The sequence below is a fragment of the Corynebacterium kroppenstedtii genome, assembly GCF_016894245.1.
Taxonomy (GTDB): domain Bacteria; phylum Actinomycetota; class Actinomycetes; order Mycobacteriales; family Mycobacteriaceae; genus Corynebacterium.
In genome coordinates this window covers 1,246,603-1,272,703 of record NZ_CP069792.1, presented here as the reverse complement: position 1 = coordinate 1,272,703, position 26,101 = coordinate 1,246,603, and the positions used below count along the sequence as shown (strand labels likewise).

Below are 26,101 nucleotides of genomic sequence, written 5' to 3'. Positions count from 1 at the left end.
CATCTCGCTGTAACCCCATCGCTAATGGTGAGCGAAGCCCGCGGCATAACGCGCGATAGCTAGTTCCTCATTCGTCGGAATGACAAATACTTTTACGCGAGAGTCGTCAGAAGAAATGAGCCGCGCTTCACGGGACGGCGAGTTGTTTCGCTCGTCGTCGATAATGATGCCGAAATTCTCCAGTTCAGCCATGGTGTCGCGGCGAATTCCGGCGTGATTCTCGCCAACTCCTGCCGTGAACGTGATGGCATCTAAGCGCCCAAGAATGAGCATGTATGCCCCTACGAAACGTCGAATGGAGTGCACATACATGTTGTAAGCACTCCACGCGTCCTGGTCCTCGCGGTCGATCTTTTCCTGGAGGGCACGGAAGTCGTTCACTCCGCTCATGCCTTTGAGGCCGGACCGGCGGTTGAGCAAGTCGTCGATCTCGTCGATGGTCATGCCGTTGCGGGCAAGGTGGAAGACGATGCCGGGGTCGATGTCACCGGAACGGGTGCCCATCATGATGCCCGCCAAGGGGGTCATTCCCATTGAGGTGTCCACGGCGTGGCCGCCACGGACTGCCGCCACGGAGGCACCGTTCCCCAGGTGCAGAGTAATTTGGTTCACTTGGTGGGGTGGTTTACCCAGCAGATCGGGCACATGTTGGGAAACGTACTCGTGGCTCGTACCGTGGAACCCGTACCGCCGGATGGCGTAGTTCATGGCCGTTTCGGCATCGATGGGATAGAGAGCGGCTGCGGGCGGGAGCGAGTGGAAAAAGGCGGTATCGAAAATCGCGACATGGGGGATGTCGGGCAGGATTTTCCGCGCGACCGTGATGCCATCCAGGTTGGCAGGGTTGTGTAGCGGGGCCAGCGGAATAAGGTCCCTGATCAAACCGACAACCTCGTCGTCGATAAGGACGGGGCTGTTAAACAGGCGCCCACCGTGGACAACGCGGTGCCCACACGCCACCAGGTTCAGTGTGGATAGCCCGACGCCGAGTGAGTCCAAAAAGTTCAGAGCTTCATCGAGCCCCACTGTGTGGTTGAGAATGGGCAGCTCACGGGTGTGCTTCTCCCCTGCGTACTTGATAGTGATGTGCCCTGATTCCTCACCGATCTGCTCCACAAGCCCGGAGACAAAGGGTTCATCTGTGGCGTGATTAGCCGGGTTGACCAGCTGAAACTTTATTGACGACGAACCCGAGTTGAGCACCAACACCAGTTCTTCATTGTGGTTGTCAGATGCTTCGGTCTGGGTGGATGTGTCTGCCGCCACGGAGGTGCCTGCCGGGGTCGGTGTGTCGCTTGTCTTCATCATGTCGCTTCTCTCTGTGGCGGGTCAGGACTGTGCGGAATCGCGGGTGCTGGTCTGTGCGGCCACTTGCACTGCTGTGACGGCCACAGTGTTGATGATGTCCGGCACCGTGGCTCCGCGGGAGAGATCATTGACTGGTTTGTTCAGGCCCTGAAGTACCGGCCCCACAGCCAATGCGTTAGCGGTGCGCTGGACCGCTTTATACGCGATATTCCCTGCGTCGAGAGTGGGAAAAACGAAGACCGTGGCCTGCCCAGCAACGTCAGAGTCGGGCATTTTTTTCTTGCCGACGGATGGCTCAACGGCGGCATCGAACTGGATTGGCCCGTCAATAGCGATGGGACTGCCATTCCGTGGCGCATCGGCGGCTTTACGCTGCGCCAGTTCTACCGCGCGGGTGACTTTATCGACGTCATCGCCCGCTCCTGAGGAACCCGTCGAGTAAGACAAGAGGGCGACGCGGGGGTTGATTCCGAAGCTGGCGGCGGTATCTGCGGAGGTGACGGCTATTTCTGCCAGCTGTTCGGAGGTGGGGTTCGGGTTAACAGCGCAATCTCCGAAGGCCCAGAGTTTCCCACGCATGACCATGAGGAAGATGGAGGAGACGACGGAGGAACCCGGCGCGGTCTTGATGATTTGTAGCGCTGGTCTAATGGTGTGTGCGGTGGTGTGCGCGGCACCGGACACCATGCCGTCGGCTTGGCCGTCGTAGATCATCATGGTGGCGTAGTAGGAGATGTCTTTCATTGTCTCCCGAGCATCGTCGAGGGTGATGCCTTTCTTTTTCCTCAGTTCAGCGAAGGTAGCAGCGAATTTTTCCGCCTGCTCGACGGATTCGTCGTCGGTGCCTTGAGGGTTGGCGATGGTGGCGTCGCTGAGGTTGAGGCCCAGTTCCTTAGACCGTGCCGCAATGTCATCGGGGTTGCCGAGGATGGTGAGGTCGCAGACGTGGTGTTCTAGGAGCCAGTCGGCGGCGCGGAGGATACGGTCGTCGTCGCCTTCGGGGAGGACAATGCGCGCTCCGGAGGCGCGTGCTTGGTCAATGAGGTTGTGCTGAAAAACTTCCGGGCCGATGACTGGGTCGAGGTGTCCGCTCTCCCCCACTGCCGACGACACCGCGGAGTCGAGCGCGGCCTCGTCGGAGGCTGCGATGACGGGGATGCTGGTTGGGACGCCGTCGATAGCAAGGCCGTCGCGGGTCACGACGGCTGCGACCTTGGCCCCTTCATGGGCGGCTGTAGAGATGCTAAGTGAGACGCGAAGTGGGGCGGGTGCGGCGTCGGTAAGGAACAGGAGAACGACTGGGACGCCGATGCTGGCCGCGATGCGTGAATCGACGGTGATGTCTCCGGTGGCAACGAGTGCGCCCTGCGTTCCGTTGGGGTGGGATGTGTCCTGTTCGGATGCCTCCGCCTGGGATGTTTTCGCCTGGGATACCTTCTCCACTGCCTCTGCAACAAGCGCTGCGGAGTCAGCGGATGATCCTGACTCTCCGGAGATAATTCGGGTGACTTCTCCCTGAAGGGGTGCGGGTAGGGCGTCGCCTGCCGACGATCCGAAAGCTCCTCCGACGTCGATGTATAGGGCACGCGGCATATGATTAAACCTCCACAATTACTCAGCGCTACGCGTTGATGACGCAGTCTGGTTACTCGGCTTACTCGCTGTTCCGGCGCACGTGTGCTGAACCACCGATGATTCACCTTTGTGGGGTTTGGCACATATGCGGATATGCCCTTCATTATTCCGTTTGTGTGTGTCTTTCGCGACTATTTGCCACTTTCGCGGGGATTGACGCGCCATGAATTTGCAGTAACGTACCAACGGGCAGCCGCTGGGGTACCCGACCCCACAACAAAAGTAGACAGAGTGGTATAGTTTCGGATTCGTGGAGTTCAACCGCCATCGATCGTGCCGGTTACCCACGGGTTATTGCCGCCGTCGGTAATTGCCGTCGTCGGGTATCCGTCATTAATCGCGGTCGTCGAGCAGCGAATCACGATTCCGCGAGTCACGATTACGCGGATGACATAAACGCAACGTCGATGCTCCCCGGCTCGTCGTCGGAAGCATTCCGGATACAAGCGCATCGCATGACAAACATCTCAATTACATCGCAATAAAAGGAGAACCTCAGTCCATGGATCGACCTCTACGTGTGGCCGTCATTGGCTCCGGGCCAGCTGGTATTTACGCTTCAGATGCCCTCATGAAGAAATTTGACGGCGACGTCGCCATTGATCTTTTTGAGAAAATGCCAGCCCCCTTTGGCCTTATCCGCTACGGCGTTGCGCCCGACCACCCACGCATCAAGGGAATTATTAAGTCGCTCCACAAGGTGATGAACAAACCTGAGCTCCGGTTGATCGGGAATGTGGAATACGGCAAGGACATCACCCTGTCCGAACTCCAATCTCTGTACGACGCCGTGATTTTCGCGACGGGAGCCACCGGGGATCGCTCGCTGAACGTTCCTGGTGAAGGTGCCGACGGTTCCTGGGGTGCGGGAGAATTCGTTGGCTTTTATGATGGCAACCCCCTTTTCCAGCGCGATTGGGATTTACACGCCGAGAAAGTCGGAGTTGTTGGTGTCGGTAACGTCGCGGTCGATATCGCACGTGTGTTAGCCAAAACTGCCGACGAGCTGCATGTGACTGAAATCCCTGACAACGTGTACGAGGCGCTAAAGAAAAATAAGGCCACGGAAGTCCACATGTTTGGGCGTCGTGGGCCTGCGCAGGCAAAGTTCACGCCAATGGAGCTCAAGGAACTGGATAAGTCCCCCACCATCCAGGTCATTGTGGACCCCGAAGATATTCAATACGACGAGGCTTCCGAAGCTACTCGTCGGAGTTCCAAGATCCAGGACATGGTGTGCAGCATTCTGGAGCAGTACGCGATCCGTGAGATCGAAGACCGTCCCCATAAGCTGTATATCCATTTCTTCGAGTCGCCGGTTGAGATTTTGACTAAGGACGGCAAGGTCACCGGGTTGCGGACCGAGCGCACCGAACTCGATGGACATGGTGGAATCCGCGGCACCGGGAAATACAAGGATTGGGAGTTGGGGGCTGTCTATCACGCCGTCGGGTACCGGTCTGATCCCGCCAAGGAGATCCCCTTCGACGACAAGCACCACGTGATTCCCAACATCGCCGGACGCATTGTGCGTCAGGCCGGGTCGGAGGAAACACTCGACGGTTTGTACACCACGGGATGGGTTAAACGCGGACCTGTCGGCTTGATCGGAAACACCAAGGGCGACGCAAACGAAACCGTCGACTGCCTGCTGGAAGACCTTGATAATGGTTTGCTCACTGAACCAGAGACGGCGGATCCTGACGCCGTGCTGGAGTTGCTCCGCGATAAGGGTGTCGAGGTGACCTCCTGGGAGGGCTACCACGCGCTCGAGGCATATGAGCATGAGCTCGGCGAAAAAGAACACCGCGAGCGCAAGAAGGTTGTCGAGTGGGACGACATGGTGGTTCATTCACGCGTGAGCGCTAAATAATGACGGTGCCGGGGTGCGGATGAGGTGCAGGCCTCGGGGGCATACAACCCCGGTGACACACTACCCCGATGATGCACAACCCCGTTGACGCGCGATGCTATTAGCCACACCATTAGCCCCGAGCTTCGTCGACGATGAAGCGCCGGGGCACGTGGAGTTCGGGGGTTCTTTACACTGAACACGCCCGCTCTGCGATCATGGGTGCTAAATCGACGCCAAGGGGGGATCCGCATCGGAACCTGGCACCGGACAGGCCGAGTGTCGCATGAGAGTGACCCCGTGCCTGGGGAGTATCACCTCGGCTGTAGGTGACGCGCGTGTGTGGCCAATCTGGTCCCGGCGACTCAAATTTCCCCTGCCTATGGGCTATTTCTTTAGTCGCCATCGCCCACAGTTTTCCCGGTGCTACGAACAAGGGTTGAACGACGACCAGAGGATCGACGAATGATGCCCCCAGTTCAGTGACCGACCGATCTTTCTTTCGTGGCCCCTCGTCTGGGCCGCCGTGGTCAGTGCCGCCATGGTGGGGGTCTCCATTAATGGTCTCCCCGTGATGAGTAATGATGTGGTCAATAGCGGCGACGCCCTTCGGATGTTCCCCCGTTGCTGCAACAGAGGCGGCACCAATACTCGCAGCTAGACGGCTGACAGCATCATTAGCCACAGGATCAGAACTGCCCACAGAGTAAAGAACGCGAATCACCGGGGCGGGTGTGGTCGCTAACGAGTTCGCTTCCTCAGGGACCAGTTGGCTAAACCGCTGCTCCAACACGGCGGCCAGGTCGCCGCCCGTCCCCAAACCGCGCGCGATGGACATCGCCAGTCCGGATACATTCTGTGCCTCCTTCACCTGCGCGGGAACGTCGACACGCGAGTGGAAAGCGTCGGTAAAGAGAAGTGGCACGACAACAGCGCGGTCGTAACCCAGCTCGGCCAAACGTGCGCTCACCTGCACTAAATCGGGCTCGGCGTGATCCAAAAACGCCATGTGGACTCCGAAGCGTCCGGCAATGCGGGATTGGCGGGCGACGGCGTCGGTAATATCGCGAAGCGCATGCGTCACATGGTTATGCCGACTGCCGTGGGCTAACAAAATCAACGCAGAGCGCTGCGATCCCGGGCACTGCGATCCCGAGCGCTTCTGTCCCGGCCGCTTCGGTCCCGGGCGCTTCGATACAGAGTGCTTCACTGTGCGCCCTCCTTACTCACGATCGTGTCCGTCTAGCCCCGTTACCGCCACGTTCATGACCGTCACGCCTGTGATCTCTCCGTCTGCTCAGCTTTCGGCGGAAGGACCAAACCGGCGGCCACGGTGTCGCCCGTCTGATCGTCGATAAGAAGGAAAGACCCGATTTTGCCGCCAGGTTGGTAGGACTCGAATGGGATACGATCCCGCGTTTTGATCGTGACGCGGGCCAGTTCGTTGGATTCCAGCGTCGTCACGGGTTCATCATTGAATTCGGTAGGGCGCGTGGAGAGTAATTCGCCGGAATCGACGTCGATAATGCCTTGAATATCTGACAATTGGGCTTTCGTGGTGTGCGCACCGTAGCGCAACAATAACCGCCGACGGACAACGAGCGGCCGTTGGCTGGTGTGGACCACGGTGGCCTCGACGGTATTCGTGGTGTCTGGATGAGGTGTTCCTGCGATCAGCGCGCCACGTGACAAGTCGATATCGGTGTCCAGTTCGACGCTCACGGAACTGCCAGCAACCGCACGGGCCGGTTCTCCGACCGGATCACCAGCAATGCTGAGCGAAGTGATTCGAGCAGTGCGGCCGCCTGTTACCGTCACGTCATCACCGACGCCGACGGATCCTGCCGCGATTCGGCCGGCGAAGCCTCGGTATTCGGAGTCGTGATCGCGAATAACGTAGTCCACCGGCAGGCGAAGATCCTGGTCAGCCGTGTCTTCGACGCTGTTGATGTCGTCAATGTTTTCTAATATTTCGACGACGCTGGGGCCGGTGTACCACGGCGTTCGGGCGGACCGTTCCACCACATTGTCGCCCTTGAGCGAGGAGATCGGGACGACGCGGACATCGTTGAGGTGCGCGCGGTCGGCCAATGCTGCAACCTGGTCCTCGATGGTGCGGAAGGTGGCTTCGTCGTAGTCCACCAAATCGATTTTGTTGACGGCGACGACGACATGCGGGACGCCAAGGAGGCCCGCGACCGTCGCGTGTCGGTTAGTTTGACGGACTACTCCGTTGCGCACGTCGATAAGCAAAATGACAACATCTGCGGTGGACATTCCGGTGACAGTGTTGCGCGTGTACTGCTCGTGGCCGGGGCAGTCCGCCAAGATGAATTTACGCTGGTCCGTGGCGAAATAGCGGTAGGCGACGTCGATGGTGATGCCTTGCTCGCGCTCTGCGCGGAGACCGTCGACCAAAAGCGAGAGATCCGCCTCCGCTAGACCCCGGGCTTCTGACGAGCGTTGTACTGCTTCATACTGGTCGCTGAGGATCGATTTCGTGTCATGAAGCAGCCGGCCGACGAATGTGGATTTGCCATCATCGACGGAACCCGCGGTGCACAGCCGAACGGTGGGAAGCTCGTTGTTAGCCGTGGTGGGGGTCTCATTGGGGACGTTAGCCGTCTCGCGGGCGGCATCGAGTGCGGCGGTTGTGCTGTGAGACATTAGAAATACCCATCTTTCTTCCTGTCCTCCATAGAGGATTCGGATAATTTGTCATCTGCGCGGGTGGCACCGCGTTCGGTCGTGGTTGAGCGGCGGATTTCGTCGATAATGTCGGCATTGGTGCGGGCCTCGGACTCGACCGCTCCCGTACATGACATGTCACCGACGGTGCGGTACCGGACTGTCTTTGTGACAATTTTTTCGCCGTCGCGCGGGCCGCCCCACTCTCCGGGTGAGAGCCACATCCCGTTGCGTTTGAACACTTCGCGCTGGTGGGCGTAGTAGATGGGGGCGAGTTCGAGGTGCCGGGCGTCGATGTAGTCCCAGACGTCGGCTTCCGTCCAGTTAGAGATGGGGAAAACGCGAACATTCTCGCCGGGCTGCACTTTTGCGTTGTAGATGCCCCATAGTTCGGGGCGTTGCCGACGTGGATCCCACCCGCCGAATGAATCACGCACGGAAAACACGCGTTCCTTCGCGCGGGCTTTTTCTTCGTCGCGTCGTGCCCCGCCAAGGACGACGTTGTATCCCTGATTCTCAATAGTCTCGACGAGGGGGACGGTCTGCAACGGGTTGCGTGTGCCGTCGGGACGCTCGTGGAGTTCACCTCGGTCGATCCAGTCCTGAACCTTAGCGACGCGAAGGGTGACGCCGGGGCGGGCGGCAATCGCGTCACGAAACGCCAACACTTCCGGAAAATTATGCCCGGTATCGACGTGAAGGAGCTCAAAGGGTATCGACGCGGGAGCAAATGCGCGGCGTGCGAGTTCAAGGACGACAACAGAGTCCTTGCCGCCGGAGAACAAAATGGCACCGCGATCTGCTTGGCCAGCGGCTTGTCGGATAATATCGATGCCTTCTGCTTCGAGTAGCGCTAAATGTGCAGGTAAAGAGGATGCTACGCGCGTCGGAGCGGCTACGGTCATGGTTTTTCCTATCTTTAGGGTGGCGGTGGATAGCTAAAGGTGGGGGACGAACAGATGGTGGCGGGCGCCACTGGGGGTGACGCGCCGGCGCGGCCTACACGTGCAGACCGCACTCGGTTTTCTCCTTTCCTTGCCAGCGCCCGGAACGCGGGTCCTCCCCCGCTTGCACTCGCGCCGTGCACGTCGCGCATCCAATAGACGGGTATCCCTGCGTCGTTAGGGGGTGCCGGATCAACTCGTGCTCGACGATGTATTTTTCGACGTCGCCATCAGTCCAGGAAATGATGGGATTGATCTTCAGTCGCCCTGCCTTGTCGATTTCCAGGACAGGAGTGTGAGCGCGCGACGGGGCATCGACGCGCTTGAGCCCCGTCACCCACGCGGGATAGTCCGCCAGAGTTTCCTGAAGCGGTACGACTTTTCGCATGTGACAACAGAGTGTGGGATCAGTTGCGTAGAGGTCCTTGCCATAGCGTTGGTCCTGCTCATGGCGGGTGAGATGAGGGACAACACGAATAAGCTGGTTCGAATACCGCTTTTCCACGGCATCCGCGACATCAAGCGTTTCGGGAAAATGATAGCCGGTGTCTAAAAAGACAAGGTCGGCGGCGGGAGCATATTTCTCCGCGAGATCAGCTAAAACAGTGTCCTGCATAGATAACGTGACCGCCAGCCTCGGAATGTGGTCATTCGCCCATTGCATGATTTCTTCGGCGGTGGCGTTTTCCAGTTCTGCGGAATAATCAAGGGCCAAGTTCAGCATTTCAGCCCGATAATCATTGTCGACGCCACCGCCGCGATCCTAGTCGGCGCTCTCGTCATTGGCCTTTGTGTGGTTGACGCTGCCGCCGTTGACCTGTGAATCTCCGTCACATGCTTCGACGACAGGGTCTTCGATGCCACGAGTGTGCCGGACGATCGACGTCTGCGCGATGCTCTCTGGGCTCAGGGCGTCGGGCGCGGTGTCCGCTGCGCTGCGGGAATCAGGCGCATCCGTCGTCGATAAATGTTCGCCGTGATCCGTTGTCGGGGTAGACATGGAGAGTCACTCCTTAGTTTCACCGATATTCACTGTGGCGGGGCTCATGTCATTGGTGTGCTGATGAATTCCGCCGGTGAGTGGTGGTTACTGCTCGTTTTGTTTATTTACATTTCTGGGTAGGTATCCATGGAATTTCACGCTGAAAACATGGCAACATTCCCGACATTCCCAGGCGTATTCGGTTTGCGTATCAGGGAAGAGCAATTCCGAACCACAATAGGGACAGTTATTGACGACGGCCCGATTCGGATTCGAATGGCCTTTCTTTCCGGGAACATCACGATGAAGTTTCGGCGCCTTATCCTCCTCTGGAAAATCTGTGTGGGCAGTATAAGAATGCGTATTCGGTCCCATCTCAGAATGGTGGCGAACCTCGTTATTGATTGCTGCTGTGCTCATTGCAAGTCCTCGTCTGGAGCACGGAGTACCCATTCGCGAAACTGTTCACCTTTATTTCGATCGGCTTTATATTTGGTGACAAGCCTTTCGACGTAATCTGCGAGCCCTGCACTCGTCACTTTGTGGCCACGTAGTTTTCGTCCAAAATCAGGGTGAAATCCAAGGGCCCCTCCGAGGTGGACTTGGAACCCTTCAACGCGGTTGCCATCTTGGTCAGTCACAATTTGCCCTTTGAGGCCGATGTCCGCCAATTGCGTCCGGGCGCATGAGTTGGGGCAACCGTTAAGACTGATTTTTAGTGGAACGTCGAGATCACCTAAGCGCTCTTCAAGTTCGTCGGCTAACCGAATTGCGCGTTGTTTTGTCACAACGAGGGCAAGTTTGCAGAATTCCAAACCCGTGCATGAAATGATGTCGCGCCGGAAACTCGAAGGCTTCGCCGATAGGCCCTCGTTATCCAGGGCATGAAGTAGATGAGGTACGCGCCCCGGCTTGACGTCGAGAAACAGGAGTTCTTTATTCGGAGTAGTTCGAATTCGACCCGATCCGAATTTATCGGCGAGTTCAGCCAAGCGAATCAGCTGACGGCCCTCAGTGTGCCCCACCGTAGGTTTGACGCCAACGTACTTCAGCCCGTCCTGCTGGTCGTGAACACCGATATGATCCCGATAACCTGGGGCAACCGGCGGCTCCACACCGTCACGGAGCGGATGGCCTAAATAGTCGTTTTCCAGAACAGCACGTAGCTTTTCGACGCCCCAATCAGCGACCAGGAACTTCAAGCGCGCGCGGTTACGTAGCCGTCGATATCCGTAATCGCGGAAAATGGAGACAATCCCTTCCCACACGTCAGGAACCTCGTCGAGGGAAACGAAAACGCCGAGCCGCTGAGCGAGCATGGGGTTCGTCGACAAGCCTCCGCCTACCCAGACGTCGAAGCCGGGCCCGTGCTCAGGATGCTTAACCCCAATAAACGAAAGGTCTTGAATTTCGTGTGTAACATCTTGGCGAGAGTTTCCCGAAATTGCGGTTTTAAATTTCCTCGGGAGATTCGAATATTCCGGCTTAGGAAGGCGATTATTTTTAATTTCCTCAATCGCTGGTGTTGCATCAATAATTTCATCAGCAGCGACGCCGGCCACTGGCGATCCCAGAATGACGCGCGGGACATCGCCACACCCAAAATTCGTAGACAAACCCACACTGTTTAAGCGATCCCAAATCTCCGGAACATCTTCAATTCGAATCCAGTGCAGCTGCACATTCTGGCGATCCGTAAAATCGGCCGTCCCCCGGGCAAAGTCGCGAGAAATTTCGCCGATAACCGTTAGTTGTTCCGAATTAACAACGCCACCATCTAAACGGACTCTCATCATGAAGTAATGGTCCTGGAGCTCAGCATTGCTTTTGATGCTTGTTTGCTCTCCATCCATGTCCTGACGACGCTGAGTATAAAGGCCGATCCATTTAAAGCGTGGGGCAAGATCATTCGCCGGAATGGAATCGAATCCCTGAAGGGCGTAAATATCTCGGACGCGCTGGGCGACAGCGACACCGGCGTCTTCGGCCTTGATCTTTTCATCGTCATTGAGGGCTTCGTGGCCATCTACTGCCCACTGCCCTTGGGGCTTCGGCTTCCGGCGGGGCCGAGAGCGTCCACTAGCAGCGCGTCCGCCCGCGGTACGTCCGTCGGCAGTTTGTCCACCGGCAGCGCGTCCGCCGGCCCTCTGCCCCCGGGTAGCCCGCTCACCCGGTCTCTGGGCACGGGGTGAATCATTAACGCTGGTAACGGAAGAATCGTTCTGAGTTGTTTCATTACGGGTGGGAGTTGTCACTGGTTTGTCCTTCGTTGGGTTGTGGCGAGAAAGTGGATTAATTGGATTGCGTTAAGAATTCGGAATTTCACGTCGCGAGGGCTATCGGATCGAACACCGTTGGCTGTAGTCCTGGTTGGACAGCATTCTCGCTATCTGGCCATTACTACGTGATCTTCATACGGCAACAATTGTTAGGGACTCGCCGGCGACGGAGTGACGTGAGGCGTCAGCTACCCGTTGGTCGAGAAGGTGCGATTAGTAGTCCACCATCCCAAGCACGGTGATTGTTCTGGCTTCGCTACGGAAGGACCATCACAACGCTTCATTTGCGAAGCAGTTATTATGTGCCTCACCGGAGTCTGTTTCACCTGATAAACGGGGTTTAACGCAACCAGCGCACTGCATAACCTTCAAGTCCCAGTCGATCCCCTAGTGATAGACCAAGCTGTTTTTAATTGTGGCCAAATTCTAGACTGCTCTGTCTATTTCTTCAACTTTTTAAGGACATCGCGCCCCTGAAACTGCACTAGATGTCCGATCAGGTGTGACATCAGTTCCTGTCGTGATCACTTCTGCCCCATGTACATCCGTGTGCACGCCAGACTCGGGGTAACGCGAGGTAGATCCCCTACGTGAGCCAGCGCCATTATGGGTCGAAAACACTTCTGAACTGGACTTTTCCTCTCGAGATTGGGCGTATAGCCGGGCCCAGTTGCCTGCAATCATCCCAAAACCAGCAGCTAAGGCGACCGCCTCCCACTGAGACGCGTGGCCAACGCCGAAAGCATCAAATAAAACCTTGACATTCAGCCCGACAAGCAGCACACCGACCGCACCGCCGAGAACCGACGCATTGACTTTTCCAGCAAGCCACGCGGCGAACGGAGCGGTAACAATCCCGCCGATGAACAGGCCTAATGCCGGCGCGGCATGGTGCTCAACTTCTCTACTCAGCACGGGGATGAAGCCCAGCGTCGCCGCAGTTGCGACGAGGAATTGCGCGGCCAGGACCGTACCAACTATCCGCCTCGGCTCCCGTTTCCCGGCCGCCATCAGCGTCGACGTAGTCATCGTCCCCCAGCCACCGCCGCCCGTGGCATCCAGACCGCCGACCAGCAAACCAAGGACGCCGAGGCGTTTCGGTCCCCACACTGTCTTCGCTTGAATCGTGACGAGTCCGATGAATCGCAAAACGATGAACGTCCCCAAGGCGACGAGAATCGCGGCGGTCACCGGACGTGCTGCTGAGGCGCTTGCCTGGCCAAGGACACGTGCGCCAACAAATGCTCCGAACGCACCTGGTGCCCCCAGCGATAAGGCCAGTTTCCAGTCGACATTTCCCATTTTCCAATGGCTAAGCCCCAGCGCAAGGGTGGTGCCCACCTCAACGAGGTGAACAATTGCCGACGCCGTTGCCGCCTGCACACCGGTGAACACCAGCAGCGTTGTTGAGGTAACCCCATAAGCCATGCCCATGCTTCCCTTGACCAGCTGCGCACCGACGCCAATCAGGAGAAAAATAATGATTGCTTCCATGGGTTCGCCTTCGCACTACTTTGTCTGAGTTCCGTTCGCCTAAAGTAGACTGAGCGGTCTTTGTATTGACAGCAAACGTACCCCTCCCCATGAGTGTCGTCAACATTTCTGCGACACGGTGTCCCCGATTTGCTTACCTGGGCGCACAGAAGGATGGACCGAAGGACCTACCTGGGTGGGAGCATGACCTCACCCCTAGGTGGGAACGTGACCTCACCGTCGATTTTTAAACCGCCCGCGGTCATATTTCGCCGATGGACTCAAATTCGGATCGCGGACGCCTTCGACGTACTAAAACTGCGGGGGGAATATGCGGTTTTCTCGAGAAAAGCGGGGGTATATGCCTGGAAAATGGCCAAAAATCTGCAATATCCCCCCGCAGTTTTACCGCACCAGCCATATCCCCCCGCAAGATTGCTACACGAAGCGAAGCACCTAGGGGAACCTGACACCGGGCAGGAACTGTATCTCACGCATGATCACACGGAACACGACGTCGACAAATTTTCCCGGCACATCACACACGCCCACCACGCCGCTACCTGTGTACATCGGCAGGTTGCACAAACTCGGACGCGGCAAGGGCCACTACGCCACTACACCACTACGCCACATAACGGGCACGTCACTCCAGGTTAACAAGCGAAATTACCTAGTGACACCCCGCCATGGGCTTATATTTCGCCCACAACTTCCTCGTCGACACACAGGTCCACATAATCCCCGTGTTTTATTTCCGTTTCGTTACTCACACCTACTCCACCAGCAAAAATGCAAAGAAATATTAAATTATTGTTTCCGATACTAAGAATCATTCCGTAAAGGTCTAGCGTAACGAACAATTAATTGTTCAAGCGAAGGGAGACCGAGATGGCATCGCCTGAGGTCACACCAAAAATGGCGGGATTTGTTCGCAGCCGAACCACCGCCAAAGCAACGTCCGCACGAACACGCGGAAACCTAACCCACACCGGGACAGCCACGGACAGCACCACCAACCCACAAGCAGGCCATTCCTTGCACCGAGGGGTCGGCAGTATTGGCCTTTTGTTCGCTAGTGTTGGATCCATCATTGGTTCCGGATGGTTGTTTGGATCAATGGTGGCTGCTCAAGCGGCAGGTCCGTCGGCAATAATTTCTTGGGCACTCGGCGGGATCATGATCCTTTTTATTGCCCTGTGCTACGCAGAGCTCGGCACCATGTTTCCCCTTTCGGGAGGGGTTGTGCGCTACCCGCATGTCGTATTCGGTGGTTTCGCTTCATATATGACCGGCTGGATCAACTGGATTGCGGCGCTCGCACTTCCTCCGATCGAAGTCATGGGCGCGCTCACTTACGCCACGAAATACGGCCCGTTCACGCATGAGCATGTGGTCGGCGGGCAGACTGTGCACACGCTCACGCCGCTAGGAATCGTGCTTGCGATACTGCTCATGGCCGTATTCGTCGTCATCAATTACTTCGGAATCCGTTGGTTCAGTCGTATCAATAACGTATTAGTGTGGTGGACACTAGGGATTATCAGCCTGGTCATTGTTTCCTTTGTCGCACTCGGTTTTCACGGTGGCAATTTCACCGCGGGTGAGGGCTTTTTCTCCCACGGTTGGCACGGTGTTTTCACTGCCATTGCAACTTCCGGAATCGTCTTTTCTTTCTTGGGCTTTCGACAAGGCATCGAATTGGCCGGCGAAACGAGTAATCCGCGTCGAAACGTTCCTCTTGCTGTCGTCGGATCCGTTCTTATTTGCATTTTGATTTACGTTGGACTTCAGACAGCTTTTCTTGGTGTCCTTCCCCATCGTGTTATCGCTAATATGGGCGGACACTGGTCCAATCTCAACTTCAGCGACTCATTCGGCCCCCTCGCGGCAATTTCGACGATGCTAGGGGCGGGCTGGTTAGCCGTCCTCCTCTATATCGACGCCATCGTGTCACCTGCAGACACCGGACTGATCTACGTCACGACCACAGCCCGGATCTCACACGGCATGGCCCGCAACGGTAACGCCCCAGCTAAACTCGCCACAACGAACCGACACGGCACCCCCGTCTTCTCCATGGTCGTCGCTTTTGTCGTCGGACTTGTGCTCTTCCTGCCCTTCCCCTCATGGCAACAAATGGCCGGGTTTATCTCCTCAGCCACGGTCTTATCCTTTGCCTCAGGTCCACTAACAATGGCAGCGCTGCGCAGCCGACTACCCCACCATCAACGCACCTTCAAAGCACCGTTTGGACATCTCCTTCCCCTGCTGGGGTTCATGTCGTCGAACCTTCTGGTGTACTGGACAGGGTGGGCCACTGACCTCAAACTATTCATTGCTATGGGTCTGGGACTAGTTCTCCTGGGTGTCAACAAGGTGTTCAGCCATCACGAGGCAATGAACCGCTACAACATGGCTTTCCGCGCGGGCTTCTGGTACATCCCATGGCTCATCGGCCTAGCCGTTATTTCTTACCTAGGAGACTACGACGGCGGAATCGGCGTTCTTCGCTTCGACACTGCTGTGCCCGTCATCGTTATATTCTCACTGGCAATTTATTGGATGGCGATCCATTTTTCGTTCCCGGCCGAGCGAGTCGAATTCCTTGCCAACGCTATTACGCGCGAAGCCCGTGGCGAAACAACGACAAGGGTTTCGGCGGATACGGTGACGGATTCCGAAAAAGACACCGTGCTTGCGCCAATAGAAGCATAGTTTGCCTATGTGGCGAAGCACGGAAGTAAGGAGCTAATTACGCCTCCGAGGTTGGCGTGGTTAGGGCCTTATGGAGTGGGGGCCACGTGGGATGGGGGGTTTGGCGTGGTTGGGCGTTTGTGGAGTGGGGCGTGGTGCCAGAGAGCGTGAATTTTTAGGGAGGGTGGTGCCAAGCAGCTTGAGGCCAAGGGGCTAGCTACAACGGGGCCTAGCTAAAACTGCGGGGGCATACGTCGTTTCCGCGAGAAAAGCGGGGGTATTTGCAAGAAAAATCGCCGAAAATCTGCCATATCCCCCCGCAGTTTTTATCGCGGCGACATGTCCCCCCGCAAAACTGCAACAACGGGCGTTTTACCCGGCAAAATCGCACGATCACTGCACGAGAATCAATCCACTCCTTCGCACGGCTACAAATTAACTCGGGAAAACCTGCACACAGGATGCCAAGGGGCCACAGCATCCGGAAAAGTGACTAAACAAAGACTCACCCACATGACCATCGGGCCGCCCGCGTGACCGTTCCGCAGCCCACATACCCCTCGGGCAGCCAGCGTGACCATTAAACGGGAACGCTCTACTGTGATAGGTATGCATTCAACAAAACTTGTGGTGGTAGGCCTAGGCCATGTGGGGTCGTCCGTGGTCACATTCGCGATGGCGTCGGGTTTATATTCCGAGATCGCTGTTATTGATACGAAGGATGGGTTAGCTCTCGGCGAGGGGCTTGACCACTCTCAATCAACCGGCGTCCCCGGAACAACAAATACGTACATTCATGAAGGCACGTATGATGACGCCCGCGACGCTGACGTCATCATTTGTGCAGCGGGCGCGTCGATAATCCCGGATCCGGATCGGCCAGATTATGTGCCGCCACGTTCTCTTCTCGCGAAGGTCGGTGCTCAAGCGGCTCGCGACGTCATGAAAAATGTGTCCGAACGGACCAAGGAACCGGTCATCATTTTCATAACGAATCCGCTGGATGCTGTGGTGCATATTGCATCGACGGAATTTGATTACCCAGCGTCAAAAGTATTGGGAACTGGCACAATGCTGGATTCGGCTCGGTTGCGCTGGGCCGTTGCACAAGAGTTGGGGATTGATCCAAAGTCGGTCACTGGTTACATGATGGGGGAACACGGAACTACTGCTGTTCCGATTCTTTCTAACCTCAACGTGCAGGGCGTGTCGTGGTCTGAGCTTGAGCGTTGGAGTGGGAAGACTTTACCGTCTCGTGATGACATCAAGCAACGGGTTGTTGACTCCGCTTACGACGTTTTCTTCGCTAAGGGATGGACCGACGCGGGGGTCGCTCGTTCGGCTAATGTGCTGGCCAAATCCATTCTGCTTAATGAGCGCTCTGTCCATCCGGTCTGCTCACGCCTCGATGGCGAATATGGTTTGGGCGATATCTCCATGTCCGTCCCCGCGGTTCTGGGTGCCGAGGGTTTGATCCGCCGCCTTCCTCCGATTGTCGACGCGTGGGAGCAAGAGAAGTTAGAGGAATCGGCTGATTCAATTCGCGCTGTGTACGCTGAAGCGATCAAATGAGCGAGCAACCAAATAAGCGCGCCCGTAGGCGGCCGATCTACCACCTTCCCGGTGGCCGATCTACCACCCCCGGAGATCGAGCCATCCTGCAGATGACCAATCCGACACGTCATTGTGAATGATCACGACATGAACACGAAGGAGTCGACATGAGCGTCTACGTTACCGGTAAGCGCCTGATGGATATGACTGTCGCTCAGGTTCATGACCTATACAAATTGCGCGTTGATATCTTTGTTCATGAGCAAGAAAGCCCATATAAGGAAATCGACGACACCGATATTCACCCTGGTACACAACACTTATTGGCGTACGAGACCGACGGCGGGCTACGTCTCATCGGAACTGCTCGTGTCTACGGCAAGCCCGACGAAGGACAGCACATTGGGCGGGTGTGTGTGGCAGAAAACGCTCGTGGCCGTGGAATCGCCACGCAACTAGTGGAAAAGGCACTGGAGGTGTGCAAGGAGCGCGCGGCCGGCATCGATCCTCACAAAGGCGCGTTAGTTGAAGTCAATGCTCAATCACACCTGGTTGAGTGGTATGAACGCTTCGGCTTTGTCGTTGACGGTGAAGAGTTCGAAGAAGCCGGACGACCGCATAAACACATGAGCATGCGAATCTAAGTTGCCGTTAGACAACGGCTAATCGCATCGTCGTGTTGCCCTATCTAGGGTCAGCGTGTTTCTCCCCTCCCAGCACTCAGTAGCACTAAGCACTTTTACGCACTAGACAGTTTTGCTACCAGTGTTTGAGACGAGCGTTTGCGACAAGTGTTTGCTGGGGTATGTGCAACGAGTGGCGCGATGCACACACTCGGCTCCCACCCCACTTCGCCCTGTCCTGCAGCCACACCACGCCCCGTGTACAACGGAGGTATGGACGCTACAGAGATTTTCGTTGATTTTGCCTCCCGCCCCATCGATGCTGTTCACAACCTACCGGACCTCACCCCAGAGCAACTTAACGCCCACCCGGGTGGCCATGATAACTCCATCGCATGGCTGCTGTGGCATGCTGGCCGCGAGGTGGATATGCAATTGTCTCAGCTCAACGGCTCCGAGCAGTTGTGGACAGCGCAAGGGTTCAAAGACCGCTTCGCTCTAAGCCACGGCGATTCACTAGGCTACGGTCATTCCTCCGAGGAAGCGCGTTCCATCGTCGTTAATGACCAAAAGCTGCTGGTTGCTTATGTCACTGAAACGTTGACTTCCCTCATCGAGTACGCGAAATCGGGTCTTGACTGGGACGACGTTATTGACCGGAACTGGACACCGGCAGTGACTCGCGGTGTGCGTATGATTTCAATTGTCGACGACGCTGCCCAGCATGTCGGGCAGGCAGCATATATCGCTGGAATGCCTGAGCTCTAGGGCAAAAGATTCCGATCCCCCTCTTGCCTCCAGCGACCCACATACCTCAAAGCTCCGCATTACTCCGCCTGCACTCCCGTTCGTGGGAGCCCGGCCTTCCCACGCGCCGATCCGGGCGGATGCCCAGTCTTCCTGGGCAACCATTAAAGACAACCATCAGCGGCAACCATCAGCTATGACGCCTCAGCAACAATTGATCAGCCAGGATCAATCTGTTACGACGCCTCAACCACGACATTTGAGCGGGCCAGCTACCGCATTGCCCAAAAGTGATCTAGAGGCGCATTCCCTTTCACGTGGGCCGGCTGTGGCGTGCCACTAAGATCCCTATTTCGATGAAGACCAATGGCTAGATCAAGGTCATCCGCTGCAATCAGTGCCCGGCGCGTCCATGTTGCGGCATCCTGAACTGCACCTCGCCAATCACAATCCAGTGTGCCGCTACCTTTACCAGAAGCCACCACACCGTCCTTATTGGATTCATAGACTCGCAGGGCAGCGTACGTGGCTAAAGCCGAGCTGAATGTGCAACCAGTGCCATGCGTGTTAGTCGTGTCCACGCGATTATGACTTAGGAAAACCGTTTCGCCCTGTTCAGCTACGACCTCGGTGACCTTCGGCCCATTATCACCGAATCCGTTATCGGGACCACCCGTAACAACAATGACAGTTCCCAACGTCGCTGACAAAGCGGATGCCGCTTCTGCGATAGCAGATGATAGTGACGACGACTGATCAGCGGAGTCACCAGCGCCGCCCTCCGCTGCGGGCGTTTGGTTATCCTCCGCCGAGGCGTCCCCCACCGATGCTGCAAGGTGTTCTCTTAGCGTCGCAGGCACAGCAACTCCCACCATATCGCAGAGTCCTACAAGCTCTCGGCCATTGGGCGTTAAAGCGTCAGCACACCGGGCAAGTTTGATGAAACCATCCGTCGCTCCCGAATGTCCGTCCACTAACGAGCTTCCACTTGACGCCACCATAACGGGATCCCACACCACCGGTACCGGAAGCGATAACGCCTCCACCTTCCCGGCGATCGCGTCGGCAATCGAAGCGCTTCCCACCATGCCTATCTTGATCGCATCGATCGGATAGTCGTCGGCAACCGATTGGATTTGTTGGGCCACAAAGTCAGGTCTCATGTATTCGGCGCCATCGACACCCCGGGTGTTCTGGGCGGTAACAGCTGTAATGGCAACGCAGCCAAAGCCGCCGAGGGCATAAATCGTCTTTAGGTCTGCTTGTATCCCTGCACCACCGGACGAATCCGATCCAGCAATGGTCAAAACAACGGGGACGGGCGACAGCCGGTCAGATAGCGCACTGTCCGAGGAAGAAGGTGAAGAAGTCATGCCTACACAGTAAGCCTGATCACTGATGAAGAACAGGTTCCTTAAGGTCAATCGCGCCCGAGAACACCCGAGTCCGCGCCCATTTGCCAAGGGTGGAGGTACGCAGGTTTTGCCACGTCACTCCACGGTGAAAAGGCCGCTCCACATAGCCAAACCCTCGAATGCTCCCCGAAAAACAACGCTCAAAATCCTACGCCTGATAATTAGGTTGCCTAGGATAGTTACATAATCTCCGAAAAAGCCCACACTGCCAATTACTCCGCACGGCACCCTGAGCGGCGAGTACTTGTTACAGGGGCCACCGGATACGTCGGCGGCCGTGTCATCCCCGAACTACTACGCGCTGGTTCCACTGTTCGCGCATCGTCACGGAGCACAGACAGTCTACGTCGATTCGACTGGTTCGATGATATCGAGCCCGTCGAAGCTGACCTCATGAATCCCGACGATGTTCGGCACGCCATGGAAAACGTTGACGTCGTCCTCTACCTGGTACATTCCATGGGCAGCAGCGATCAAGACTTTGAGGAAGCAGAAAAACAAACTGCAACAGCTATCGCGTCCGCCGCCTCGGACGCGTCTGTTCGACAAATTATTTATCTCTCTGGCCTCCATCCCCGTGGGAAGAAACCACACGAACTGTCAAAGCATATGCGGTCGCGGGATAACGTTGCGACCATACTGCATGAATCCCCGGTGCCCACTCTCACGCTTCGCGCAGCCACTCTCATCGGATCAGGCTCCGCGTCTTTCGAAATCATCCGCCATCTAGTTGAGCGTCTTCCCATCATGGTGACTCCCAATTGGATCAATAACCGTATTGAGCCCTTAGCAATCCGGGACGCTTTGTATTACCTTGTCAGGGCGTCGGACTTGGACGACACAGTCAATGAAGGCTTTGACATCGGCAGTGGAGATGTCCTCCGCTTTAAAGATCTCATGAAAATCTACGCGCATGAGCGTGGCCTACGCAGGATAATTCTCCCGTCACCTCTATCGCTTCCCGTCGATCGGCTCTCCGGCATGTGGATTGGCTTCGTCACCCCTGTTCCCTCCTCTATCGCCAAGCCTCTGGCAGAATCCATGGCGGAAAACGCGGTTACCGACGAACATAACATCGCACATTACATTCCCGACCCCGACGAAGGCCTGACCTCATACACTGAGGCCGTGAGGTTAGCCATCACCCATGACCTCAACGGGGGCGTGCCAACGTCATGGGATTCTAGTTGGACTGTTCCCGACGAGGCCCAGCACACCACACCACCCCACTCTGCCACCACCGATAGCACTGCAGAAAACTCCGCAACAGGCGACGCTCTCCCCGCAGAGATCTCTCCGACGGATCCCTCGTGGGCAGGCAATAATGTCTATCAAGACGTCCGGTCTGTGGAATCAGACCTCTCACCCGAACAAATCTGGCCGGTTATTGAAGGCATTGGCGGAGATAACGGCTGGTACTCAGCGCCCTTATTGTGGCGAATTCGTGGAATCCTAGACAAACTTTTCGGTGGACCTGGGCTAGGTGGCCGTCGCGATCCAGTCGCTTTACGACGGGGTGACCGCGTGGACTGGTGGAGGGTTGAAAAAATTGTTCCCAACAGATGCTTAGGCCTTAAAGCTGAAATGAAGCTCCGCGGGGAGGCGTGGCTCGTACTAGAAGTCGAGCCTTGCAACGAAGGCACCACAAAGCCTCGCAGCCAATATCGTCAACGTGCAATTTACGAGCCCGATGGTTTGCTAGGGCGCTTGTACTGGTGGGGTGTCTATCCATTCCACGCTGTTATTTTCCCGGTCATGGCCAAAAATATTCTGAAGAGAGCACAAGAGGAAAGCGAGGGAACACGCTAAGAAGGGGCCTCACCACGGCCATAGAGCCCGCACGAGGATCACTATTCCACACCACGTCTCAAGCCACTAATACGCAACCGGGTTCCAAGAGCTGGATAATCCGCCCGAATCATGACAAATGGCACTGTTGCACGCCGCCGTCGTCGGTTGTACTTGATTTATGACCAGTTCAGCGGGCAATTCAACCATTGCCATCGATGTCCAGGAAGTCACTCATAAGTTTGGAAAACATACTGCGCTCGACGGTATCTCACTAGCAGTTGATACCGGCGAAGTTGTGGCTGTGCTCGGTCCCAACGGCGCAGGTAAGTCCACGCTTCTCGACGTCATCCTCGGGCTTTCCCCACCGAGCGCCGGCACGACCTCCGTGTGCGGTCTCACTCCTGCGAGTGCAGTGCACAGCGGGCTAATCGGAGCCGCACTCCAAGACGGTGGCCTGCCAAGAACGATGACCGTCGAGAGAATAGTACGAACCCTCACCTCCGTTCATCCCCAACGCCTTAGGCGTAGCACAGTCTTTAAAGATCCCACTCTCAACAGGCTGAAGAAACACAAAATCGGGGAACTTTCTGGAGGACAACGCCAACGACTTCGTCTCGCACTAGCCACCATGTCAAACCCTCATATCCTTGTTCTCGACGAGCCCAGTGCGGGATTAGATGTCACAACTCGTTCTGAACTGTGGAGCGCCATTCAGACCATGGCCGACGATGGCGTCACCGTACTTTTCGCCACGCATTACCTCACAGAAGCTGAGCGATATGCGGACCGGGTTATCGTCATGAATGCTGGGAGAATCGTCGCCAGCGGAACGCCCGAGCAGCTGACCTCGCGCTACCCCACAATCATCCGTGCTTCGCTGGCGACTCGCGACGGTTGGGGCTGCCAGAACAGTTTTGCGCCACAGTCCTCCCCCTTCACAGCCGAAGGGTCGGCGCCCGCCGGGGCACGCGAGTCCCCATCCAGCATGTCCCAGGACAGCGCTGCGTTAGACGTCGATGAGCGCATCAGAGCTTGTCTGTCTGCCAGCGACACATACGAGCGGTATGGCGACGACATCATCATCCACACGACCCAACCCGACCACGTGCTCCTCCACACCCTTCAGCACAAATTGCTTATTCACCCCACGGTGAATCGTGCTGCGCTCGAGGACGCGTTCAGCGAACTTACTCGGTGACGGCACAGCCCCTTCACTCGGCGTCGCCGCGGCCTCTCATATGCCAATCCCCCAGCCCTCGATACAGCCCACGGAGTTACAGATGAATTCCACGCACTCAATATCAGCCCCTCCCTTACAGAGCACGTGCGCTCACACAGACTCACCGCAGCACTGGCAGGACGCGACAGCACCCCGATCCCGATCAGGGTTCGCGTCGACAATGTCTTACAGTTGGCACTACTTTATGGGGCTCCTGAGCCGGCCAGAAACATTAATTTTCTGCCTGATCATTCCCGCGACCCTATATCTAATGTTCGGTGCGGCCACAACCAACTCAGACTCTGTGCTCAAAACAGGCAACGTGTCAGCTTTCCTCATGACAGGAATGGGACTCTACGGATCCTCCATCGCCATGACTTCAATTTCTGGTAGCGCCACACAGGCTCGACAGGAGGGGTGGAATCGGCAACTCCATCTCGCTGGGCTCACCACAACCCAATCTGTGATCGGGACAATTATCGCAATGGTTACATTCGCCGTCCTTCCCATCCTGGTGACGTTCACCGCGGCTGGTGCTACCGGTTCTCGGTTTGACCACGCATGGCAGTGGCTAGCAACAGCCGTTGTGAGCTGGGTTGTTACTCTCCCTTTCGCCGTTTACGGACTTGCTGCCACACTATGGCTTCGCACAGAAACCGCGACTGGTATCTCCTCCGGCTCGCTCGTCGTCTTGGCTTTTTTCGGTGGTGTATTTATGCCACTACAGGGAACTCTGTTCAACATTTCGCGTTTTACGCCGTTTTACGGTCCGATAACTATCGCGCACTGGCCACAAATGGAAGGCCAGAAGCTCGGCAGCAGCGGGAATGTCGTCATGAGCGAATCCCCGGTTTTTGCACTCGCCGTTACACTTTTGTGGACCGCAATCTTCGCCGCCTTGTGCATCGTAGGGGCGCGGCGCACCATCAAAAAATAACCGCCCAACATGTCACTTTGCCGCCATCAGCTTCATCACTTTATTAGCTACGGAGACAGCAATCATGGCCCAACCGCACACCCGCACCTGGAGGAATACAGAGCTCCTGTATCCGGCTGTATGGCTCCTGTACCTAGTTTTTCCGCTGGGGGCGTGCCTCACCGCAGACGCAAGCATATTCACTCGGGCCGTTACTTCTACACTCGTCATACTCTTCGGCGTGGTTTATCTCAGCGTTTATCCAAATGCACACGGCACCGAAAACAACATCGAGCTCAAGCTATGGGGTGTAACGGGAATACTCTTTGTCGCGGCTGCCGGAACATACCCCGTCACTGGCATATTTTCCGTCTGTTTTATTCCCTATTTCTGCGCCCTGTGGGTGTTCATCCGACGGGGACAACGGGGAACATTAATCGGAGTTTGCGTATCAACGGTTCTCGTCACCGGCGTCCTCCTCGCCTCACCGGAGCTTCGGCACCACGCAGGGCTTATCGTCCTCGCTGTCGGAAGTGGTATCGCAATCATTATTGGGTTAGGCGTCGCTACCACCGATACCGACCGACGAAGAGAACTCGAGCACCAGCTGGAGCGTGCACGCCAACGCGAAGCATATGCCACTGCAATGCATGATGTGCTGAGCCACAGTCTCACCGTCATCGCGGTCAAAGCGCAACTTGCTTCTCATCTGCTTGACTCCGACGGAGATCAAGCCTGTAGAGATAGAGCCCGTAGAGAAAACGATGATATTTACCGCCTTTCCCATTCCGCGCTCAACGACATGCGATCAGCACTCGACGAGTTATCCCCGCCGTCCTTGATGGAAACGGTCGAGGAAGCGCGAGCGGTGTGTACCTCTGCGGGGATTTCCCTCACCGTAAACGTGGACAACAACCTCCCGCCCGTCACCGACTCGCTCTACGCAGCACTAGTGAAAGAAGCAACAACCAACATTCTTCAGCATTCCGAGGCACAATCCGCCTCCATCACCGCGACGTCTACGAAACTCATCATTACCGACGACGGGCGCGGTTTCGCGCAGGAGAAACACAACAACATCTACGCTAACACTCTGGATCGACACAGCAACCAGGAGAAACCCCACCATGTCAATGGGGTCACCAGCGCAAAAGACAACGGCCGACAACACGGGCTGGACGGCATGAAACGCCGCGCGCACAATATCGGCGCGTCATTCTCTATTCACTCGACGCCGGGTGAGGGGACGACACTCACCGTCGAGACCACGCCAAAGAAGACAAAGACACGGTCGGCACTGTTACGGTCGCCAATGACTCAGAGGGGAAAGCCATGAGTACCCACCAGCCCGATGGAGATGTCATTCGGGTCTTCATTGTGGACGATCAATCACTCATTCTGAGTGCTCTCGAGTCACTTCTCACTCTGGAAGGCGACATCGACGTCGTAGGGACTGCAACGGACGCGCATGACCTCACACATCGCATTGCTGACAGCCAGGCCGACGTTGCGCTCATCGACATAGAAATGCCTGGTATCGACGGTATTCAAGCGACCGCGGACCTTACTGGGCACAGCCACTGCCATGTCATTATCGTCACGACCTTCGGCCGGCCCGGATACCTACAGCGGGCACTCGACGCGGGCGCGCGCGGTTTCGTCGTCAAGGACTCACCCGTCGAAACGCTAACCAGTGCGATCCGGGACGTTAATTCAGGAAAAACGGTCATTCCCCTACAGCTTCATGACAAGGCCCGCACTACAGGGGATAATCCGCTCACTGCACGCGAACGCGATGTGCTCCGCGAAGCGCTCACGGGAGCAACGATCGCGAGCATAGCGTCAACACTGTTCCTCTCCCCTGGCACCGTTCGCAATCACATATCCCGAGCCATCGCGAAAACTCGCACCACGACGCGCGCCGAAGCAGCTACCGTCGCTCGTGATGCTGGCTGGTTGTGATCGTCGAGAAGCACGC

The 26,101-nt window shown here is 56.6% G+C and carries 22 protein-coding genes; 11 read left to right on the top strand and 11 right to left on the bottom strand.

The genetic code is table 11. The features are described from left to right. Positions 1 to 21 precede the first annotated feature (21 nt). Together I6J23_RS05590 and pta are read right to left on the bottom strand one after the other, a co-directional pair. Entirely contained in the window at positions 22 to 1,308 is a 1,287-nt protein-coding gene (locus I6J23_RS05590; RefSeq protein ID WP_239454831.1) for an acetate kinase, read from the bottom strand. A 21-nt stretch (positions 1,309 to 1,329) separates the two neighbouring features. Next, positions 1,330 to 2,901, bottom strand: coding sequence for a phosphate acetyltransferase (pta, locus tag I6J23_RS05585; RefSeq protein ID WP_239454829.1), 1,572 nt, complete (start codon positions 2,899 to 2,901; stop codon positions 1,330 to 1,332). Positions 2,902 to 3,445: 544 nt separating this feature from the next. Between pta and I6J23_RS05580 the strand changes: the two genes are divergently transcribed. Then, positions 3,446 to 4,816, top strand: a complete 1,371-nt coding sequence (locus I6J23_RS05580) for an FAD-dependent oxidoreductase (protein ID WP_204581241.1) — start codon at positions 3,446 to 3,448, stop codon at positions 4,814 to 4,816. A 169-nt stretch (positions 4,817 to 4,985) separates the two neighbouring features. Here the strand turns inward: I6J23_RS05580 and I6J23_RS05575 are convergent, their stop codons facing one another. The 8 genes from I6J23_RS05575 to I6J23_RS05540 form a co-directional block, all read right to left on the bottom strand. Next, positions 4,986 to 6,005, bottom strand: coding sequence for a sirohydrochlorin chelatase (locus I6J23_RS05575; RefSeq protein ID WP_204581240.1), 1,020 nt, complete (start codon positions 6,003 to 6,005; stop codon positions 4,986 to 4,988). A 62-nt stretch (positions 6,006 to 6,067) separates the two neighbouring features. After that, on the bottom strand, positions 6,068 to 7,462 hold the full coding sequence (locus I6J23_RS05570; RefSeq protein ID WP_239454827.1) for a sulfate adenylyltransferase subunit 1: 1,395 nt from the start codon (positions 7,460 to 7,462) through the stop codon (positions 6,068 to 6,070). Further along, positions 7,462 to 8,388: a sulfate adenylyltransferase subunit CysD gene (cysD, locus tag I6J23_RS05565; protein ID WP_204581239.1), complete on the bottom strand. Its 927-nt coding sequence runs from the start codon at positions 8,386 to 8,388 to the stop codon at positions 7,462 to 7,464. The genes I6J23_RS05570 and cysD overlap by 1 nt, the downstream gene beginning before the upstream one ends. A gap of 94 nt (positions 8,389 to 8,482) precedes the next feature. Continuing rightward, on the bottom strand, positions 8,483 to 9,151 hold the full coding sequence (locus tag I6J23_RS05560; RefSeq protein WP_204581238.1) for a phosphoadenylyl-sulfate reductase: 669 nt from the start codon (positions 9,149 to 9,151) through the stop codon (positions 8,483 to 8,485). A gap of 39 nt (positions 9,152 to 9,190) precedes the next feature. Then, positions 9,191 to 9,427, bottom strand: a complete 237-nt coding sequence (locus I6J23_RS05555) for a hypothetical protein (protein WP_204581237.1) — start codon at positions 9,425 to 9,427, stop codon at positions 9,191 to 9,193. A gap of 87 nt (positions 9,428 to 9,514) precedes the next feature. Next, positions 9,515 to 9,829, bottom strand: a complete 315-nt coding sequence (locus I6J23_RS05550) for a hypothetical protein (RefSeq protein WP_239454825.1) — start codon at positions 9,827 to 9,829, stop codon at positions 9,515 to 9,517. After that, entirely contained in the window at positions 9,826 to 11,664 is a 1,839-nt protein-coding gene (locus tag I6J23_RS05545) for a nitrite/sulfite reductase (protein ID WP_204581236.1), read from the bottom strand. The genes I6J23_RS05550 and I6J23_RS05545 overlap by 4 nt, the downstream gene beginning before the upstream one ends. 480 nt (positions 11,665 to 12,144) lie before the next feature. After that, positions 12,145 to 13,182 (bottom strand): sulfite exporter TauE/SafE family protein, encoded by a 1,038-nt coding sequence (locus tag I6J23_RS05540; RefSeq protein WP_204581235.1) that lies wholly within the window; start codon positions 13,180 to 13,182, stop codon positions 12,145 to 12,147. A gap of 65 nt (positions 13,183 to 13,247) precedes the next feature. Between I6J23_RS05540 and I6J23_RS05535 the strand changes: the two genes are divergently transcribed. The 5 genes from I6J23_RS05535 (at position 13,248) to I6J23_RS05515 (ending at position 18,803) form a co-directional block, all read left to right on the top strand. Then, positions 13,248 to 13,412, top strand: coding sequence for a hypothetical protein (locus I6J23_RS05535; RefSeq protein WP_204581234.1), 165 nt, complete (start codon positions 13,248 to 13,250; stop codon positions 13,410 to 13,412). 640 nt (positions 13,413 to 14,052) lie between these two features. Beyond that, positions 14,053 to 15,879, top strand: coding sequence for an APC family permease (locus I6J23_RS05530; protein WP_239454823.1), 1,827 nt, complete (start codon positions 14,053 to 14,055; stop codon positions 15,877 to 15,879). A 588-nt stretch (positions 15,880 to 16,467) separates the two neighbouring features. Beyond that, a complete protein-coding gene (locus I6J23_RS05525; RefSeq protein WP_204581233.1) occupies positions 16,468 to 17,430 on the top strand; it encodes a lactate/malate family dehydrogenase in 963 nt (320 codons plus the stop codon). 149 nt (positions 17,431 to 17,579) lie between these two features. Beyond that, positions 17,580 to 18,056, top strand: coding sequence for a GNAT family N-acetyltransferase (locus tag I6J23_RS05520; RefSeq protein ID WP_204581232.1), 477 nt, complete (start codon positions 17,580 to 17,582; stop codon positions 18,054 to 18,056). Between the two features lie 252 nt (positions 18,057 to 18,308). After that, positions 18,309 to 18,803 carry a mycothiol transferase gene (locus I6J23_RS05515; protein WP_204581231.1) on the top strand — a complete coding sequence of 165 codons (495 nt, stop codon included), beginning with the start codon at positions 18,309 to 18,311 and terminating at the stop codon, positions 18,801 to 18,803. A gap of 251 nt (positions 18,804 to 19,054) precedes the next feature. Here the strand turns inward: I6J23_RS05515 and thiD are convergent, their stop codons facing one another. Beyond that, on the bottom strand, positions 19,055 to 20,155 hold the full coding sequence (thiD, locus tag I6J23_RS05510; protein ID WP_204581230.1) for a bifunctional hydroxymethylpyrimidine kinase/phosphomethylpyrimidine kinase: 1,101 nt from the start codon (positions 20,153 to 20,155) through the stop codon (positions 19,055 to 19,057). A gap of 225 nt (positions 20,156 to 20,380) precedes the next feature. Between thiD and I6J23_RS05505 the strand changes: the two genes are divergently transcribed. The 5 genes from I6J23_RS05505 to I6J23_RS05485 all read left to right on the top strand — a co-directional run bounded on the left by I6J23_RS05505 (position 20,381) and on the right by I6J23_RS05485 (position 26,085). Continuing rightward, positions 20,381 to 22,006 carry an SDR family oxidoreductase gene (locus I6J23_RS05505; RefSeq protein ID WP_204582933.1) on the top strand — a complete coding sequence of 542 codons (1,626 nt, stop codon included), beginning with the start codon at positions 20,381 to 20,383 and terminating at the stop codon, positions 22,004 to 22,006. Between the two features lie 160 nt (positions 22,007 to 22,166). Then, the gene (locus tag I6J23_RS05500; protein WP_204581229.1) at positions 22,167 to 23,186 is read left to right on the top strand and encodes an ABC transporter ATP-binding protein; all 1,020 of its coding nucleotides are present in this window, start codon (positions 22,167 to 22,169) and stop codon (positions 23,184 to 23,186) included. A 292-nt stretch (positions 23,187 to 23,478) separates the two neighbouring features. Then, the gene (locus I6J23_RS05495) at positions 23,479 to 24,144 is read left to right on the top strand and encodes a hypothetical protein (RefSeq protein WP_204581228.1); all 666 of its coding nucleotides are present in this window, start codon (positions 23,479 to 23,481) and stop codon (positions 24,142 to 24,144) included. 64 nt (positions 24,145 to 24,208) lie between these two features. Next, positions 24,209 to 25,459 (top strand): sensor histidine kinase, encoded by a 1,251-nt coding sequence (locus tag I6J23_RS05490; RefSeq protein ID WP_204581227.1) that lies wholly within the window; start codon positions 24,209 to 24,211, stop codon positions 25,457 to 25,459. Further along, a complete protein-coding gene (locus I6J23_RS05485; RefSeq protein WP_204581226.1) occupies positions 25,456 to 26,085 on the top strand; it encodes a response regulator transcription factor in 630 nt (209 codons plus the stop codon). Before I6J23_RS05490 ends, I6J23_RS05485 begins: the two co-directional genes overlap by 4 nt. The last annotated feature ends 16 nt before the right edge of the window (positions 26,086 to 26,101 follow it).